Source organism: Paenibacillus sp. GCM10023250 (assembly GCF_042653205.1).
In the GTDB taxonomy this organism is placed as follows: Bacteria; Bacillota; Bacilli; order Paenibacillales; family Paenibacillaceae; genus Paenibacillus_Z.
Genome location: NZ_JBHSHY010000006.1, coordinates 142014 through 157440, shown reverse-complemented (window position 1 = coordinate 157440; position 15427 = coordinate 142014). Strand labels below are relative to the sequence as shown.

The following is a 15427-nucleotide window of genomic DNA, read 5'->3' as shown; positions in this document are numbered from 1 at the left end:
CGAATTAAACCTGTCCGACCGTTTCGTCCACGATGCCGAGTTCTTCCTTGACCCAGTCGTAGCCTTCGTTCTCCAGACGCTCCGCCAGCTCGGGACCGCCGGACTTCACGATGCGGCCCTGCATCATGACGTGAACGAAATCCGGTTTGATGTAGTTCAGCAGGCGCTGGTAGTGGGTGATGATCAGGAAGCCGCGGTCTTCGGAACGCATCGCGTTCACGCCGTTCGCGACGATTTTGAGCGCGTCGATGTCGAGGCCGGAGTCGATTTCGTCGAGGACGACGATTTTCGGATCCAGCATCATCATTTGAAGGATCTCGTTCCGTTTCTTCTCGCCGCCGGAGAAGCCTTCGTTCAAGTAGCGGTGCGCGAACTCAGGGTTCATCTCGAGCTCCTTCATCTTGCCTTCCATCTGACGGATGAACTTAATCAGCGAAATTTCCTTGCCTTCCTCGCGGCGGGCGTTGATGGCGCTGCGCAGGAAGTCGGAGTTCGTGACGCCGGTAATTTCGCTCGGATACTGCATCGCGAGGAACAGGCCCGCGCGGGCGCGCTCGTCGACCGCCATCTCCAGCAGGTTCTCGCCGTCCAGCTCGACTTCGCCTTCCGTTACTTCGTATTTAGGATGACCCATGAGCGCCGACGCCAGCGTACTCTTGCCCGTACCGTTCGGCCCCATGATGGCATGAACTTCTCCGCCCTTGATCTCAAGGTTGATGCCTTTCAAAATATCTTTGCCTTCGATGGCGGCCTTCAGGTCGTCGATCTTGAAATGTGTTGCCATGGTATGCTGCTCCCTCCGAAAGTCCGTTGTTTCATATTGAAACAATTCCTCTTTTGTAATCACTCTAAACTGATTCTCAATGATTCTCAATTATATATTAGTCTATGTGCTCGTATAAAGCAATCGGCCCTAGTCCCCCAAGGGGGCAGGGCCAAACGTTACCGGACCGCGGCCGCGCGGATTTCCGCCGCTTGGCGGGCGAATTCCTCATCGCTCAGCACCGCTTGCCCGCCGGTCAATTCCGGAACTCCGTCCAACCCGACCCAGGACTTGCAGCCCGTATACGCGTCCCGCATCGGCAGCGTCACCGGCTTCTCCAGCCGGTACACGCGCAGAAGCAGGAGATGAAGCGGCTGCTTCCTTTTCCATTTTAGACGCTCTTCGGTAAATGTATCCGTCCAGATATGATAATTCGCCAGCCGGTCCACCGTCTCCTGATCGTAGATTTCGATATCGTCTACAGCTTCGGCGTAAGCCGCGATCTCCACCGTCGGCGATCCCGGCGTCCAGCCGGCCAGCACCGCCTTCAGGTCGTCCCGGTACGCTTCCTTCAGCAGCTCCGGCTTCTGGTGCTCGTAGGCCGGAAGCAGGAAGAAGCGCTTCGATCTCAACCGGAAGCCGCGCGTCTCCTCCGAGATGCCGCCTTTGCGCAGCACCATAATCTGCTTGCCCTCTGCAAGCGCCTTGACCGCGACGGCCCATTCCTTGAGCGCCGCGCAAGGCTCCGTCTCGATCGCATTCAATTCCGTCATCGCTTCCGCGTTCTCCACCGTGCTTCCCAATATGCCGTCCATCGTTCGATTCACCCTCGTTTCGGTCTGTTTAGAATCATTATAACAAAGGCGGGTATTCCAACGCGAAAAAAATTTCGCTATACTATACATATTTGGGGTCCGAACGTCGACGCGACGGGACTTCTCTCCTACTCTAAATCCGGAGGTGGACAGTTCATGTCTGCTTATCATCCTTTAAACGAAACCGAAGCGGTTGAAATCGCCCGCAAGCTGGACGGCGTTTTCGAGCCGGGTGCGAAGCTGGTTTGCCGCGAGATCGGGGACGGCAACCTGAATCTCGTGTTCCGCATCGCCGATCCCGCGGCGGGACGCAGCATCATTATGAAGCAGGCGCTCCCTTACGCCAAGGTCGTCGGCGAATCGTGGCCGCTCACGCTGGACCGCGCGCGCATCGAGAGCGAAGCGCTCATCCTCGAAGGCAAGCTGGCGCCCGGCCTCGTGCCGGCGGTCTATCTGTACGATGCCGAGCTCGCGCTGACGGTCATGGAAGACCTGAGCGACCACGTCATCATGCGCCAAGGCTTGATGAAGGGCAGCCGGTACCCGCTCTTCGCCGGCCATATCTCGACGTTCCTGGCGCGCACGCTCTTCTTCACGAGCGACCTCGGGCACAACCAGCAGGACAAGAAGCTGCTCGCCCGCAGCTTCACCAATCCCGAGCTGTGCAAAATCACGGAGGACCTGATCTTCGACGATCCGTACCGCAACGCCGACACCAACAGCTTCGAAGAGACGATCCGCGACGAAGCACAGGCGCTCTGGCGCGACGGCGAGTTGCATCTGGAGGTCGCCCTGCTCCGCGAGAAGTTTCTGACGCACGCACAGGCGCTGCTCCACGGTGACCTGCACACGGGCAGCATCTTCATCACGCCGGAATCGACGAAGGTCATCGACCCCGAGTTCGCGTACTACGGCCCGATGGGCTTCGATATCGGCGCGGTGCTCGCGAATCTGCTGCTGAACTACGCTTCCCGCGAAGGCTGGGACAAGTCCGACGCGGAGCGCGAGCAGTACCGCGACTACCTGCTCGAAACCGTCGCCGACATCTGGACCCAGTTCGAGGAGAAATTCCTCGCGCTCTGGAACGAGCACGGCGTCGACCGGCTGGCGAACGCCGCGCCGGGTTATAAGGAATCGTACATGCGCCGCCTGCTGCAGGACGCGATCGGCTTCGCCGGCTGCAAAATGGTGCGCCGCGTCGTCGGCCTCGCGCACGTCGCCGACATCGACAAGCTCGAGGACGCGGCGGCGCGCGAGCGCGCCCAGCGGCTCGCCCTGCGAATCGGCAAATCACTGATCAAGCTGAACCGCGGCGCCGCTTCCATCCATCAGGCGATTGCCGCCGTTCAATCGGCTTCGTCGGCTGCGAGGGCTTAAGGAAAAGGAGACACGATATGACTGAATCCACGACTTACCAAGGTTTACAATCGGTCATCTGGTCCGGATCGCAGCTAGATCTGCTCGATCAGCGGCTGCTGCCCGAAGAGATCGTTTATTTGCCGCTCGTCTCCAAGGAGGATGTCTGGGAAGCGATCCGCCATCTGAAGGTCCGCGGCGCGCCGGCGATCGGCATCGCCGCCGCTTACGGCGTCGTGCTCGGCAGCCGCGGGACCGGCGCGGACAAGCCTGCCTGGCTCCAAGCCGTGCATGAAGCAGCCGCCTACCTCGCGACGTCGCGCCCGACGGCCGTCAACCTGTTCTGGGCGCTCGACCGCATGAAGGCGCGCGCCGAAGCGCTCGCCGCGTCGGAAGCCGGTCTCGCAGCCTGCGAGGACGCGCTGCTGCAGGAAGCGATCGCCATCCAGAGCGAGGACGAAGCGACGAACCGCCTCATCGGCGAGCATGCGCTGACGCTCTTCGAGGACGGCATGGGCGTCCTGACCCACTGCAACGCCGGGGGCCTCGCGACGGCGAAATACGGCACGGCGCTCGCGCCGTTCTACCTCGCGCAGGAGCAGGGCATCGCGCTTCGCGTCTTCGCGGACGAGACACGGCCAGTGCTGCAGGGAGCGCGGCTGACCGCGTTCGAGCTGCAGCAGGCCGGCGTCGACGTGACGCTGATCTGCGACAACATGGCCGGCATGGTCATGAGCAAGGGCTGGGTGGATGCCGTCATCGTCGGCACGGACCGCGTCGCGGCCAACGGCGACGTCGCCAACAAGATCGGCACGTACAGCGTAGCCGTGCTTGCCAAAGCGCACGGCATTCCGTTCTACGTCGCCTGCCCGCTGTCGACGATCGACCTGAACACGCCGTCCGGCGCCGAAATTCCGATCGAGGAGCGCAGCCCGGAAGAGATTACGGAAGGCTTCGGCAAACGTACGGCGCCGGTGGGCGTGAAGGTGTTCAATCCCGCGTTCGACGTCACGCCGCACGAATACGTGACCGCGATCATCACCGAGAAAGGCATCGTTCGCCCGCCGTTCGACGTCAATCTGAAGAAGCTGTTCGACAACGTCTGATTCGCTTGAAACGCAAAAAGGCAGCCCGGCACGAGATCCCTTCGTGCCGGGCTGCCTGATTTCGTGTGCCCGCGTGCGGCTTTGCGGTCTGATTTATACCATCAAGAGCAGGGCGTCCGCCCCTTTCATGCCTACCGTAATGCCGAGCGATTCCGCTTTCCCCGTTACCGATTCGAGCGGCGCTTCCATCAATTCCTCCAGCGTTCTGACGCCAACCGCACGGCCGGCGATAATGCCCCGGTCCTTCAACCGGTCGTTCAGCAGCGCGACGTCGAGCGCCCCGCACATAATATAGCCTTTATCCGTCGTCACGGCGAGCAGCGTCGTCTTCGGCAGGAGCACTTCGACGCCGAGCGCCGTGCTGCCGTCCGCAAGCGGAATAGGTACCATTCGCATCATCCGAGCCACCTCCTCCCGCGATGCACCAGCATTACCTTCCTGAATCGCTTCTTCACTATATGCGGCGCCGCGGCGCGGAGTGTTGGCCATTTGCACGGTCTTTGCGCCTTCATCGCGGCACGTCCGCGCGGCAATTAGGACTACATAAACCGGGTCTTTAGTGGTATGATTAGGGTTACTATCGAACTAACTACTGGAGAATGGTCCCATGAATCCAACGAATCAACGCGGCGAACGGCCGAACGCGCATCTGTTCAACGTCGACCTGCTTGTCGAAAGCGAATCCGCCGCGAAGGCGCTGGAGCGGCTGCTGCGCCTGCTGAACGATGCCGGCTTCGCCGACTACCGGATCAATTCCGGCCACGAGCTGGGCCGCATGATCGCGGCATTGGAAGCACGGGCGGAGCCGAGAGCCATCCCCATCCCGGACGACGCCGCCGCGCGGCCGCAGACGCCTGCGCCGGACGAGCCTGCCATCATGCGGCGGATCGCGGACTGCATCGCGAACAATTCCCTAATCCGCATCGTCGTCAACAAAGGATTCGGCGTGAAGCTGAGCATCCCGTGCCGAATCCTCAAGCTCGACGAGGCGTCGCAGGTGCTGACGGTGTATCACGTGGACGAGAAACATGTCTACGCGTTCGGCCTGAACGAGATCGACGATTTTATTTGATCGATCACCTCACTTGGGGAAGCGTCCCCCTCTCGGTCTGCTCGGTCGGACCGGCTCCGGCGGCCGGTCCGACCGCCCATCAGCGGCCAAGCTCGCCTGGCGCGCCGCCCAATTTGGCGATCTGCTTCGAATGGGGTCTCCTCAGGCCTGCCATGCCGATGGCCGCGCCCGTTAAACCGGACAGCATATCCCATTGCGCGTCCCACTCGTCCCCTTGATGGCCGAGAAACAAATCGACGTCGCCGCCAAAGATCCGAAAGGAGAGGAATTCCGCGATTTCGTAAAGGCCGCTCACGGCAAGCGCGCTTGATATCGCGATTCCGGCCAGCCACTTGCCGCGGCTAACGACCCCGCAGCGAAGCAACAATTCGCTTGCCGCGAGCGCCGTTACCGCACCCTGAAACAAATGCCCGAAACGGTCGAAATGATTTCGCTTCAAATGAAACCAAGTCCGCATCGCATCGAACAACGGCACGCGTTCGTATGTGTAGTGGCTGCCGATCAACATGATGACCAGGCTAATAAATAACAAGCCGTACAGCAGCGAAGTCAACCTGAACTTCCGAAACGTCGCGACCAAAAGGATCACGATGATCAACGCGGGGGCGGCCTCGGCCGACCACGTCAGATAATCGTAGGGTCGAATGACGGACCAGACCGCGACGGCCAGGAAGCCGATCAGCAATCGTAACGGGAATTGCGTTCGTCTCGAGCCTAAGTCCATTGGACGCGCCTTCTTCCTCATTTTCGATATAGTATGAACTTCTTTTCCGCGGGGTATGAACCGTTCGGAGGCGCGCGGAATCCCTGCGCCAGCCGCGCGCCGTTCCTCCGCCGCAAAAAAGAGCCGCATCGCCCTCGAAAGGCAATGCGGCTCTATGTCCCCTATTCGCTCCTCCTACTCGCTCCGCTTCGCTCTCCAAATGGAGTACGCCGCGAGTGCCCATGCGGCGATAAACGCCAGGCCGCCGAACGGCGTAATGATGCCGATCCACTTCACGTCCGAGAGACTGAGCGCATACAGGCTGCCCGAGAATAGGAAGATGCCGAGATGCATCAGCCGCGCGGCCCAGCGGATCGCGTTGTTGCTTCGGCCGATCCGGTCCGCGGCCAGGGCGATGAGCAGCAGGCCGATCGCGTGGAACATATGGTAACGGACGCCCGTTTCGAAGACGTTCAGCATGTCCTCCGTCAATTTGCTCTTCAGCCCGTGCGCTCCGAAAGCGCCCAGCGCGACGGCGAGCAGGGCGTGAATCGCCCCGTAAGCTCCGTATTTGTTAAACATCTTCGCGCATCCGTCCTTTCCAAGGTCTGTAAAATAAGATAAAATGATCGATATCGAACGACGACGGAGGAGTGATCCCCTTGAATGAGCATCAAGCCGATCACGGCAATCCGCCCTATGGTTACCCGCCCGATCCGGACGAGGGCGCGCCGAAGAAAACCCAATCCAAGCTGGGCATCGCTTCGTTCGTCATCGGGCTGCTCAGCCTGATCGTCTTCGCCGTGGCCATCATCACGACAACAACCTTTATTATGGACCAGTTCGGGAGCGAGAGCAACTACAATCAGCTGCGCGACGACCTGGAAGCCCGGTTTAGCGACGTGAACGCCGTCATGCCGGTCCTCGTATCGGGCCTGCTCATGCTCCTGTCCTTCGTCGGCAGCCTCGTCGGCCTGATTCTCGGCATCGTCGGCGCTTGTGCCAAGGACAAATACAAGACGTTCCCGATCATCGGCATCATCGTCAACGCGCTGCTGCCGGTCGGCTTCGCCGGCTTGATTCTGCTCGGGCTCGCCTTGGGCGGAACCGCTTCGTAAACCGCGAAGCGCTTGCCAGAAGACCGCGTCCTTCACGGACCGCGGTCTTTTCGCGCATCGCTCCAGCCCCCGCGGCGAACAATCGGGCGGGCTATCCCGGGCATTTTGCCTCACATATCGCGCGGCCTCCTGAATACAATGAATAACAACAAGCATTTGGTCATGGAGGTGTCTACGCATGGCAGAGGACAACGGAACGCTGTATACCGTGTCGCGTGAGGACTGGTCGCTGCACCGGAAGGGACATCAAGATCAAGCCAGACACCAACAAAAAGTACGCGAAGCGATCAAGCAAAACCTGCCCGACCTGGTCTCTGAGGAAAACATCATCATGTCGGACGGCAAGCATGTCATCAAGGTGCCCATCCGCAGTCTCGACGAATTCCGGTTCGTCTATAATTTCAACAAAAACAAGCACGTCGGCCAAGGCGACGGCGACAGCCAGGTCGGGGACGTGCTCGGCGTCGACCCCGCTTCTGCGCAAAAAGGCGGCAAAGGCGAAAACGCCGGCGATCAGCCCGGCGACGACATCGTCGAAGCGGAAATCAGCCTAGCGGAGCTCGAAACGATGCTCTTCGAGGAGCTGGAGCTGCCGTTCCTGAAGCAGAAGGACCGCGACCAGCTGGAGACGACGGAAATCCGGTTCAACGACATTCGCAAGAAAGGCATCATGTCCAACATCGACAAGAAGCGGACCATCCTGGAAAACCTAAAACGCAATGCGACGAGCGGAGCGCCGGGCATCCACGGCATCTCGCCGGACGACCTGCGCTACAAGACGTGGGAAGAAATCATCAAGCCGCAGTCGAACGCGGTCATTCTCGCGATGATGGATACGAGCGGCAGCATGGGCAGCTTCGAGAAGTACGTTGCCCGCAGCTTCTTCTTCTGGATGACGCGCTTCCTCCGGCATCAGTACGAGCACGTGGAGATCGTCTTCATCGCGCACCATACCGAGGCGAAGGAAGTGACGGAGGAGGAATTTTTCACCCGCGGCGAGAGCGGCGGCACGATCTGCTCCTCCGCGTACATTAAGGCGCTCGACATCATCGACAACCGGTACCCGCCTTCGAAATACAACATCTACCCGTTCCACTTCTCCGACGGCGACAACCTGACAAGCGACAACGAGCGCTGCGTCAAGCTAATCGGCGAGCTGCTGAAGCGCGCCAACCTGTTCGGCTACGGCGAAGTGAACCAGTACAACCGCTCCAGCACGCTTATGTCGGCCTACAAGCATATCAACCTGCCGAACTTCATGCATTACGTCATCAAGGAAAAAGGCGAAGTCTACAACGCGCTGAAATCGTTCTTCCGCAAGCGCGAGGTCGCCGTCTAAACCGTCTTGGCCGTCTCAGGCGAGCCGGCCCCGCAAGCCACGGCATGATCCTGATAAGAAGCCTCCCGCCCCGGATGCGTCCGGCGGCTCGGGAGGCTTCTTCGCGTTCACATGGATGCGGTGCGCCCGCGGACCTGCAGCGTTCCGCGGTTATACGCCAGAAACGCCGTCAGCCCGATTAGCCCGCAGACGCCGGCGCCGAAGAGCAGGTACGGCAGCGGCACCGAGTCCGCCAAGAACGTGCTGAGCAGCGGACCGGCCGTACCCCGAAAGCCGAACAGCATGAAGTGCAGGCCGACGACGACGGCTTCCCGCCCCGGGGCGAGCCGGAACATGTAGGCGAGGAAGCCGATATCCCAGATGGCGTCGCCCAAGCCCTGGATGCCGCTGCCGATCAGCACGGCGCCATAATTGCCGAGCAGCGCGTAGCAGAACGGCACGATGCTGAACGCCGCGAGGCCGAACGCGACCGTATGCTTCGCGGACAGCTTGTCGATGACGCGGCCGGTGACGAAGTAGGCGGACAGCAGGCAGATGTAATAGATAGCGCGCGCGATCCCGATCTGCGTGTTGGACAGCTCGAGCCGGTCCACCTGCATGATGTTGTACAGCGGTACGGCCAAGATGTTGCCGAAGCCGGTGAAAGTGCAGGCGAGGAAGAACACCGCGATCTCGCGGTTCTGCCTGACGAGCTGCAGCTGCTCGCGGAAATTGAACCGCTTCGCGCCGAGCAGCTTCGGCGGCGCGGCCTTCCGCGCCTTGACGCGCGCGAAGACGAGGATCGACAGCACGCCGGTCGCGGCGGCGAACAGCAGCGGTCCTGACGGGCCGGCGGCGTCGATCCACCGGCCGACGAGGAACGCCACGGGAATCATGAGGCCGCCCATGACGACCCGCGTATTGCCCATCAGCCGGCCGCGGGTTTCCGGCGGATACATCCGGATGACGAGCGCCGCGTAGCCGGGCGATTGGATGCCCATCAGCATGTGGAACAGCAGCGCGGCCCCCACGTACGCGAGCGGCACCCCGAAGAACGCCGGCAGGATGATGAGCGCCCGCGCGATCAAGTTCGGGACGATCACGAACGGCTTCGGGTCCGACCGCTCGATGAACGCCGCCCAGAGCGGCGAAAAGAGCAGCCCGACGGCCGGCGCGGCCGATATGATGCCGACCTGCAAGTTGGACGCCCCCTGCTGGATCGCCATGGGAACATAGAATTGGTTGAAGACGACGTTGAAGAAGCTGAATAGTACGGAAGCGCCTGCATCGATGCGGAAGTTGTGCCAGGCTCTCGGTCCGAGGCCCAGCTTGAAGGCGTCCAATTTGGTTTTGAATGCGGTCGTCAAGGGTCGGCTATCCTCTCGGCGGTCATGGTTTTGCTCCAGTATACCATGGGAACGGCGCCGAAATTTCGCCAGATTTGCCATTTTGACAAACCGTTGGCAAAGGGGGCATAATGAACGTTATGGGAATTGCAGTACGCGTGTTGAAAGGAAGGATATTTTCATGCCGGCATGGTCATTCAGGCGGATTTTTCAGGTACGGCCGTTCGTCTTCTTTACGCTCATTCTCGTGCTTAAAAGCATGCTCGCTTACTTCGTTATTTTCGACGGCGGACCGTCCTGGACGCTGCTGGTCACCGAAATGCCGTTCTTCTGGCTGCTGTTCTGCCTGATCGAATGGTTCGCCTCCAAGCGCAAGCTCGTGTATTACTTGACCGTGAACCTGCTCGTCACCGCCATCCTGTTCGCCGTCATCATGTATTACAAGTATTTCGGCATCATCGTTACGTACCACGCGCTGGAGCAGATCAACCAGGTCACCGCCGTCAAGAGCAGCGTCTTCTCGCTTCTCGCGCCCTACTATTTGTTCATCTTTCTCGATATCGTCGTGCTCGTCGCCTTGCTTGCGCGCCGCAGGCGGTTCGTCAACTGGAAGCGGATCAGCCAGCTGCCGCTCAACAAGGCCGTCGTCTCCGCCCTCTTCGCCGTCTCGCTCGCGCTGTGCCTGTTCAACATCCTGCCGAACCGCGCCAGCATGAACGAAATCGTGAAGGCCGAAGACATGGGCATCCTCAATTACGAGGTGTACACGCTGTTCTCCGACCCGAAGCAGCCGACGATTCCGATGAGCGACATCACACAGGCCGCGATCGACCGGGAGAAAGGCATCACGGAACCGGCCGAGCCGAAATACCGGGGCGCCGCCAAAGGCAAAAACTTGATCATCGTGCAAATGGAAGCGTTCCAAAACTTCCTGATCGGCCTCAAAATCGGCGGACAGGAAGTGACGCCGAACTTGAACAAGCTCGCGAAGGAGCATATCTACTTCTCGAACTTCTACCAACAGGTGGGACAGGGCAATACGTCCGACGCCGAATTCGTCGTCAACACGTCCTTCTACACGCCGCCGGCCGGCGCCGCGTCCGTCGTCTATACGAACCACGCGCTGCCGAGCCTGCCGAAGCTGATGCAGGCGAACGGCTATCAGACGGCGACGTTCCATACGAACTTCGTGGAATTCTGGAATCGCGGCGAACTGTACAAGGCGCTCGGCTTCGAGAAATACTACGACCAAACCTGGTTCGGCCATGACGATATGGTCTTCTTCGGCCCTTCCGACGAAGTGCTCTATAAGAAGACGGCCGAACAGCTAGGCGCGATGCAGAAGAACGGCCCGTTCTACTCGCAGCTGATCACAATGTCGTCCCACCATCCGTTTTCCATCCCGCCGCGGAAGTACAAGCTCACGCTGCCGCCGGAATACGAAGGCACGTTCGTCGGCGATTACATTCGCGCCCAGAATTACGCCGACTACGCGCTCGGCCAGTTCATCGACGATCTCAAGAAGCGCGGCATTTGGGACAACAGCGTGTTCGTCGTCTACGGCGACCACCTTGGTCTCCCGATCTATTCCTTGAACAACGGCGAGAAGAAGCTGATGAAGGACATCTACGGGCGCGAGTATACGAACTCGGACATGATCAACATTCCCCTCATCATCTCGTCGCCGGGCATCACGACGCCGATGGAGCTGAAGGAAACCGGCGGCCAGTCGGACATCCTGCCGACCGTCGCCAACCTGCTCGGCATCTCGCTGCAGGACCATATCCATTTCGGCCAGGATTTGCTGAATCAGCCGTCCAACCTGCTGCCGGAGCGGTACTACTTGCCGACGGGCTCGCTCATCACGGACACCCAGATGTTCGTCCCCGGCACGGCGTTCAAGGACGGCACGAACCATCCGCTGCACGGCAATGCCGCAGCGGCCGTCCCGACCACGGAAGACCAGTACATGCGGGCGCTCAAGCTGCTGCAGCTCTCCGACAGCTACGTGTCGCAGTTGCCGCCGGTCAATCCGTAAGCGCGGATGGCCATCTAGACGCGAAACCAAACCAGGACAACCCCCGCCGGCATCGGCGGGGGTTGTCCGCGTATCGGAGATGGAGGCTGCGCGGCGCAGAAGGAGGCTGCGCGGCGCAGGTGCCGGCGGCTTCCGTGTCGCGGCGGCCGATCCAGAGCCAACCGGGAAATGCGTACTTCTTCGCCGGAGCATGGCCGAGTAACGTGCGGACTACAATTTTAGCAGTCCGGCGGCGGCAGCGGGACATATCGTTTCCCCCCTTCCCATACATATAGCTATGGAACACAATTCGCGTTGCGAGGGGGAAGTGAACGTGCACCAGGACGAGATCAAAGCGCTCGAACGAGCCATTGACGAAATCACCGAAATCGCGCAAGGATTCGGTCTTGACTTCTATCCGATGCGGTATGAAATCTGTCCGGCGGACATTATTTATACGTTCGGCGCCTACGGCATGCCGACGCGCTTCAGCCATTGGAGCTTCGGCAAGACGTTCAATAAGATGAAGATGCAGTATGACCTCGGCCTCAGCAAAATCTACGAGCTCGTCATCAACTCCAATCCGTGCTATGCGTTCCTGCTCGACGGCAACTCGCTCATCCAGAACAAGCTGATCGTCGCGCACGTGCTGGCCCACTGCGACTTCTTCAAGAACAACGCCCGCTTCAGCATGACGAACCGCAATATGGTCGAGAGCATGTCCGCGACCGCGGAACGCGTCAGCCAGTACGAGATGGAATACGGCACCGAAGAAGTCGAGAAGTTCATCGACGCGGTGCTCGCCATCCAGGAGCATGTCGATTCCACCATCATCCGGCCGTACAAGCTGGACAAAGCCCAGTACATCGAGCTCCTGAGCAAGGAGAATCAAAGCGCGAAGCCGAAGCGGCAATCGCAGTACGACGATCTGTGGGGGCTCGACGACGAAGACAAGGAAGCGGCCGCCGCTGAGGCGAAGACGAACGCGGAGCCGAAGAAATTCCCGCCCCAGCCAGAGAAGGACCTGATCTGGTTCATCGAGGAATACTCCCCGAACATGCAGGACTGGCAGCGCGACATCATGTCGATGCTGCGCGACGAGATGCTGTACTTCTGGCCGCAGATCGAGACGAAGATCATGAACGAAGGCTGGGCGTCGTACTGGCATCAGCGGATCATCCGGGAGTTGGACCTGACGAGCGAAGAAACGATCGAATTCGCCCATCTGAACTCGTCGGTCGTGCAGCCCTCCCGGCACTCGCTGAACCCCTACTACCTCGGCCTGAAAATTTTCGAGGACATCGAGAAGCGCTGGGACAATCCGACGCAGGAAGAACGGGACCGGATGGGACGCAAGCCGGGCCGGGGACGGGAGAAGATGTTCGAGGTCCGCGAGTTCGATTCCGACATCTCCTTCCTCCGCAATTACTTGACGAAGCAGCTCGTGAACGAGCTGGACCTGTACGTATTCGAGAAGAAAGGCGCAGAGTGGAAAATTACCGACAAGGCGTGGGAATCGGTCCGCGACCAGCTCGTGTTCTCGCGGGTGAACGGCGGCTTCCCGAGCATCGTCGTCACGGACGGCGACTTCAACCGCGTCGGCGAGCTCTATCTGTTCCACCAGTACGAAGGCGTGGAGCTAGACCTCAAGTACGTCGAGAAGACGCTCCCCTACGTCGTCCACCTGTGGGGCAAGTCGGTTCACCTGGAGACGATCGTGGAGGACAAACGGATCGTGTTCAGCTGCGACGGGAAGAAGACGAGCCGGAAGTTTATTTGAAGCGAATGCGCCGCAATCGTCGGCCGAATACATGGAAACGCCCGTTCCGGATTCCCGGAACGGGCGTTATTTGCGATGCCGGCAGGCGCGATCAGGGGCGAGATACCGGTGGGGTACCCTAAGACCGGGCACCGCCGCCGCTTAATCATCGGCCCGTTTTACGTCGACCGTCACGTCCAGCATCGCCTCGCTGGTGCCCATGTAGACGCCTTTGACGGGGACGATGTCTTTGTAGTCCCGGCCGTGGCCCAGCTTGACGTAGCGCTCCCCGACCAGCGCGTCGTTCGTCGGATCGAAGCCGCACCAGCCGAGGCCCGGCACGTACGCTTCGACCCAGGCGTGGGACGCCTGCTCGAAGTCCGCGCTGCCGCCTTGCAGGTCGCCGACGAAATGATAGCCGCTGACGTAGCGCGCCGGCACGCCCTTCGACCGGCATGCCGCGATCATCAGATGGGCGAAGTCCTGACACACCCCGCGCCGCCGCCGCAGCATATCGCCGGCGATCGTGTGGACGTCCGTCGCCTCCGGATCATAGACGAATTCGCTTCGGATCTTGTTCGAGAGGGCGAGCAGCCAGCTGTACACGCCGAGCCGCTCCGCGCCGGATTCCGGCTCGCGCCGGATCGTCGCGTCCGCGAAGGCGGCCACCTCGGGCGTGATGTCCGTGTACGCGGTGGGCAGCAGGTATTCGGCGAAGCGGTTAGCCGCCTGCTCGCCAGCGAGCCACGTCCACGCTTCCTGCGCGGGCAAGCCGTCCTTGCCGAGCTGCGGCTTGAAGGCTTCCCGCGTGACGACCGTCATCGTCGAGCGGATCGTCAACTTCCGGTGCTGGCGGTTGACCGAGAACGCGTGCACGCGGTTGCCGAAATAATCGTCGTAGCTGAACAGCGGCGCGTTCGGCTCGACGGAGATCGCATGCTGGTAGCAGGACTGCTGCTCGTTCGTGAACGGGGTCAGCCGCACCTCATTGACACTGTCCCCGACCGCTTCCTTGTACGTGTACTGCGTCGTGTGCGAGATATGCAGCTTCATGCGGTGGCCTCCCCGATGCGAAAAAAGGTTTGGGCGAACGCGTTGCCGAGCTGCCCCGCCGCCAGCAGCAGGCGGCCGGTCACGGCGCCTTCGCGGTCAAGCCCCAAGTCCTCCCGCTCGAGGCAGGCGAGCTCCGCCTTCAGCTTCACCACCTGGCGGATGATCCGGTCGTGCGCGGCGCGCAGCTGCTTCTCCTGCAGCTCGATGCCGCGCAGATTCCGATCCAGCGCGTCGAGCGAGAACTGCACGGAGCGCGGGAACGCCTCGTTTAGAACGAGGAACTCGATGATCGCATCCGCCGATACCCCGTCCGCGTAGTGGCGCCGGAACGGCTGATAACCGCTCACGGAGCGCAGCACCGCCTGCAGGTACGGATACAGCTCGCTGTCGTCCCCCGCTTCCGCCGCAGAGGCGCTTGCCGCGATGGCAGATTGAATGATCCGCAGCGTATTTTCGGTTCGCTCCAGGTAACGGCCGCATTCGATGAAATGCCATTCGTTCTCGCGCGGCATGACGGACTGCGTCACCCCGCAAAACAGCGCCGTCCACTCCTTGATCCGCCCGAAAAACTGATGCGGCGACTCCCGCGCCGGGTCTCCGGCCTGCTTCTCGCGGAGCCACAGGTAGAAGCCGTTGGCGACGTCCCACAGCTCGCTCGGCAGCTTCTCGCGCAGCGTCCGGACGTTATCCCGGGCGTGATTGACGCAGGTCACCAGCGAATTCGCGTGATCGCGGTCCAGCGTGACGTAATGCACGACGTCCTGCTCGTTGTACGCACTGCCGTACTGCTGCTCGTACGCCGCGCGGCTGCCCAGCGCGTCGACGATCCGTCCCCACTTGCACAGCGCGGGGGACCGGCCATCCGCGCCGTCCCGCGGAATGGGCGGCGCGTCTTCATCCTGCAGGTGATAGTGGACATCGATCAGCCGGGCATGATTCTCCGCGCGCTCCATGTACCGTCCGATCCAAAACAACGCTTCCGCGTTCCGGTTAAGCATACG

At 60.8% G+C, this 15427-nt stretch carries 15 protein-coding genes; 7 read left to right on the top strand and 8 right to left on the bottom strand.

Annotated features, from left to right (window positions below; all coding sequences use genetic code 11):
- Positions 1-4 precede the first annotated feature (4 nt).
- Both sufC and ACFPB1_RS08160 read right to left on the bottom strand, forming a co-directional pair.
- A complete protein-coding gene (sufC, locus tag ACFPB1_RS08165; protein WP_379223863.1) occupies positions 5-784 on the bottom strand; it encodes a Fe-S cluster assembly ATPase SufC in 780 nt (259 codons plus the stop codon).
- A gap of 158 nt (positions 785-942) precedes the next feature.
- Positions 943-1578: a DUF1802 family protein gene (locus tag ACFPB1_RS08160; protein ID WP_379223861.1), complete on the bottom strand. Its 636-nt coding sequence runs from the start codon at positions 1576-1578 to the stop codon at positions 943-945.
- 156 nt (positions 1579-1734) lie between these two features.
- On the opposite strand from ACFPB1_RS08160, the gene mtnK reads away from it, so the two are divergent.
- A complete protein-coding gene (gene mtnK, locus ACFPB1_RS08155; protein WP_379223859.1) occupies positions 1735-2955 on the top strand; it encodes an S-methyl-5-thioribose kinase in 1221 nt (406 codons plus the stop codon).
- A 17-nt stretch (positions 2956-2972) separates the two neighbouring features.
- Positions 2973-4040, top strand: a complete 1068-nt coding sequence (gene mtnA / locus ACFPB1_RS08150) for an S-methyl-5-thioribose-1-phosphate isomerase (protein WP_379223857.1) — start codon at positions 2973-2975, stop codon at positions 4038-4040.
- 93 nt (positions 4041-4133) lie between these two features.
- Here mtnA and ACFPB1_RS08145 read toward each other — a convergent pair whose 3' ends face one another.
- Entirely contained in the window at positions 4134-4439 is a 306-nt protein-coding gene (locus ACFPB1_RS08145) for a YunC family protein (RefSeq protein ID WP_090640838.1), read from the bottom strand.
- A gap of 208 nt (positions 4440-4647) precedes the next feature.
- Here ACFPB1_RS08145 and ACFPB1_RS08140 point away from each other — a divergent pair, with 208 nt between their 5' ends.
- Entirely contained in the window at positions 4648-5112 is a 465-nt protein-coding gene (locus ACFPB1_RS08140; protein ID WP_379223854.1) for a hypothetical protein, read from the top strand.
- 79 nt (positions 5113-5191) lie between these two features.
- Here ACFPB1_RS08140 and ACFPB1_RS08135 read toward each other — a convergent pair whose 3' ends face one another.
- Positions 5192-5836, bottom strand: coding sequence for a DUF2238 domain-containing protein (locus tag ACFPB1_RS08135; protein ID WP_379223852.1), 645 nt, complete (start codon positions 5834-5836; stop codon positions 5192-5194).
- Between the two features lie 174 nt (positions 5837-6010).
- Complete coding sequence (locus ACFPB1_RS08130) at positions 6011-6397, bottom strand: DUF423 domain-containing protein (protein WP_379223850.1); 387 nt, start codon at positions 6395-6397, stop codon at positions 6011-6013.
- An 80-nt stretch (positions 6398-6477) separates the two neighbouring features.
- Between ACFPB1_RS08130 and ACFPB1_RS08125 the strand changes: the two genes are divergently transcribed.
- Positions 6478-6933, top strand: a complete 456-nt coding sequence (locus ACFPB1_RS08125) for a hypothetical protein (RefSeq protein WP_379223848.1) — start codon at positions 6478-6480, stop codon at positions 6931-6933.
- A 178-nt stretch (positions 6934-7111) separates the two neighbouring features.
- Complete coding sequence (gene yhbH, locus ACFPB1_RS08120; protein ID WP_379223846.1) at positions 7112-8272, top strand: sporulation protein YhbH; 1161 nt, start codon at positions 7112-7114, stop codon at positions 8270-8272.
- Between the two features lie 107 nt (positions 8273-8379).
- Here the strand turns inward: yhbH and ACFPB1_RS08115 are convergent, their stop codons facing one another.
- Positions 8380-9618 carry an MFS transporter gene (locus ACFPB1_RS08115; RefSeq protein ID WP_379223844.1) on the bottom strand — a complete coding sequence of 413 codons (1239 nt, stop codon included), beginning with the start codon at positions 9616-9618 and terminating at the stop codon, positions 8380-8382.
- A gap of 160 nt (positions 9619-9778) precedes the next feature.
- Here ACFPB1_RS08115 and ACFPB1_RS08110 point away from each other — a divergent pair, with 160 nt between their 5' ends.
- Entirely contained in the window at positions 9779-11635 is a 1857-nt protein-coding gene (locus ACFPB1_RS08110; RefSeq protein WP_379223841.1) for an LTA synthase family protein, read from the top strand.
- 313 nt (positions 11636-11948) lie between these two features.
- Positions 11949-13394, top strand: a complete 1446-nt coding sequence (locus ACFPB1_RS08105; RefSeq protein ID WP_379223839.1) for a SpoVR family protein — start codon at positions 11949-11951, stop codon at positions 13392-13394.
- A 141-nt stretch (positions 13395-13535) separates the two neighbouring features.
- Here the strand turns inward: ACFPB1_RS08105 and ACFPB1_RS08100 are convergent, their stop codons facing one another.
- Both ACFPB1_RS08100 and ACFPB1_RS08095 read right to left on the bottom strand, forming a co-directional pair.
- Positions 13536-14426, bottom strand: coding sequence for a transglutaminase family protein (locus ACFPB1_RS08100; RefSeq protein ID WP_379223837.1), 891 nt, complete (start codon positions 14424-14426; stop codon positions 13536-13538).
- Positions 14423-15424, bottom strand: a complete 1002-nt coding sequence (locus tag ACFPB1_RS08095) for an alpha-E domain-containing protein (protein ID WP_379223835.1) — start codon at positions 15422-15424, stop codon at positions 14423-14425. Before ACFPB1_RS08095 ends, ACFPB1_RS08100 begins: the two co-directional genes overlap by 4 nt.
- Positions 15425-15427 lie beyond the last annotated feature (3 nt).

Excerpts from the sequence above, each read along its gene's own strand:
- sufC (WP_379223863.1), bottom strand. The coding sequence starts at position 784 with ATGGCAACACATTTCAAGATCGACGACCTGAAGGCCGCCATCGAAGGC.
- ACFPB1_RS08160 (WP_379223861.1), bottom strand. The coding sequence starts at position 1,578 with ATGGACGGCATATTGGGAAGCACGGTGGAGAACGCGGAAGCGATGACG.
- mtnK (WP_379223859.1), top strand. The coding sequence starts at position 1,735 with ATGTCTGCTTATCATCCTTTAAACGAAACCGAAGCGGTTGAAATCGCC.
- mtnA (WP_379223857.1), top strand. The coding sequence starts at position 2,973 with ATGACTGAATCCACGACTTACCAAGGTTTACAATCGGTCATCTGGTCC.
- ACFPB1_RS08145 (WP_090640838.1), bottom strand. The coding sequence starts at position 4,439 with ATGATGCGAATGGTACCTATTCCGCTTGCGGACGGCAGCACGGCGCTC.
- ACFPB1_RS08140 (WP_379223854.1), top strand. The coding sequence starts at position 4,648 with ATGAATCCAACGAATCAACGCGGCGAACGGCCGAACGCGCATCTGTTC.
- ACFPB1_RS08135 (WP_379223852.1), bottom strand. The coding sequence starts at position 5,836 with ATGGACTTAGGCTCGAGACGAACGCAATTCCCGTTACGATTGCTGATC.
- ACFPB1_RS08130 (WP_379223850.1), bottom strand. The coding sequence starts at position 6,397 with ATGTTTAACAAATACGGAGCTTACGGGGCGATTCACGCCCTGCTCGCC.
- yhbH (WP_379223846.1), top strand. The coding sequence starts at position 7,112 with ATGGCAGAGGACAACGGAACGCTGTATACCGTGTCGCGTGAGGACTGG.
- ACFPB1_RS08110 (WP_379223841.1), top strand. The coding sequence starts at position 9,779 with ATGCCGGCATGGTCATTCAGGCGGATTTTTCAGGTACGGCCGTTCGTC.
- ACFPB1_RS08100 (WP_379223837.1), bottom strand. The coding sequence starts at position 14,426 with ATGAAGCTGCATATCTCGCACACGACGCAGTACACGTACAAGGAAGCG.
- ACFPB1_RS08095 (WP_379223835.1), bottom strand. The coding sequence starts at position 15,424 with ATGCTTAACCGGAACGCGGAAGCGTTGTTTTGGATCGGACGGTACATG.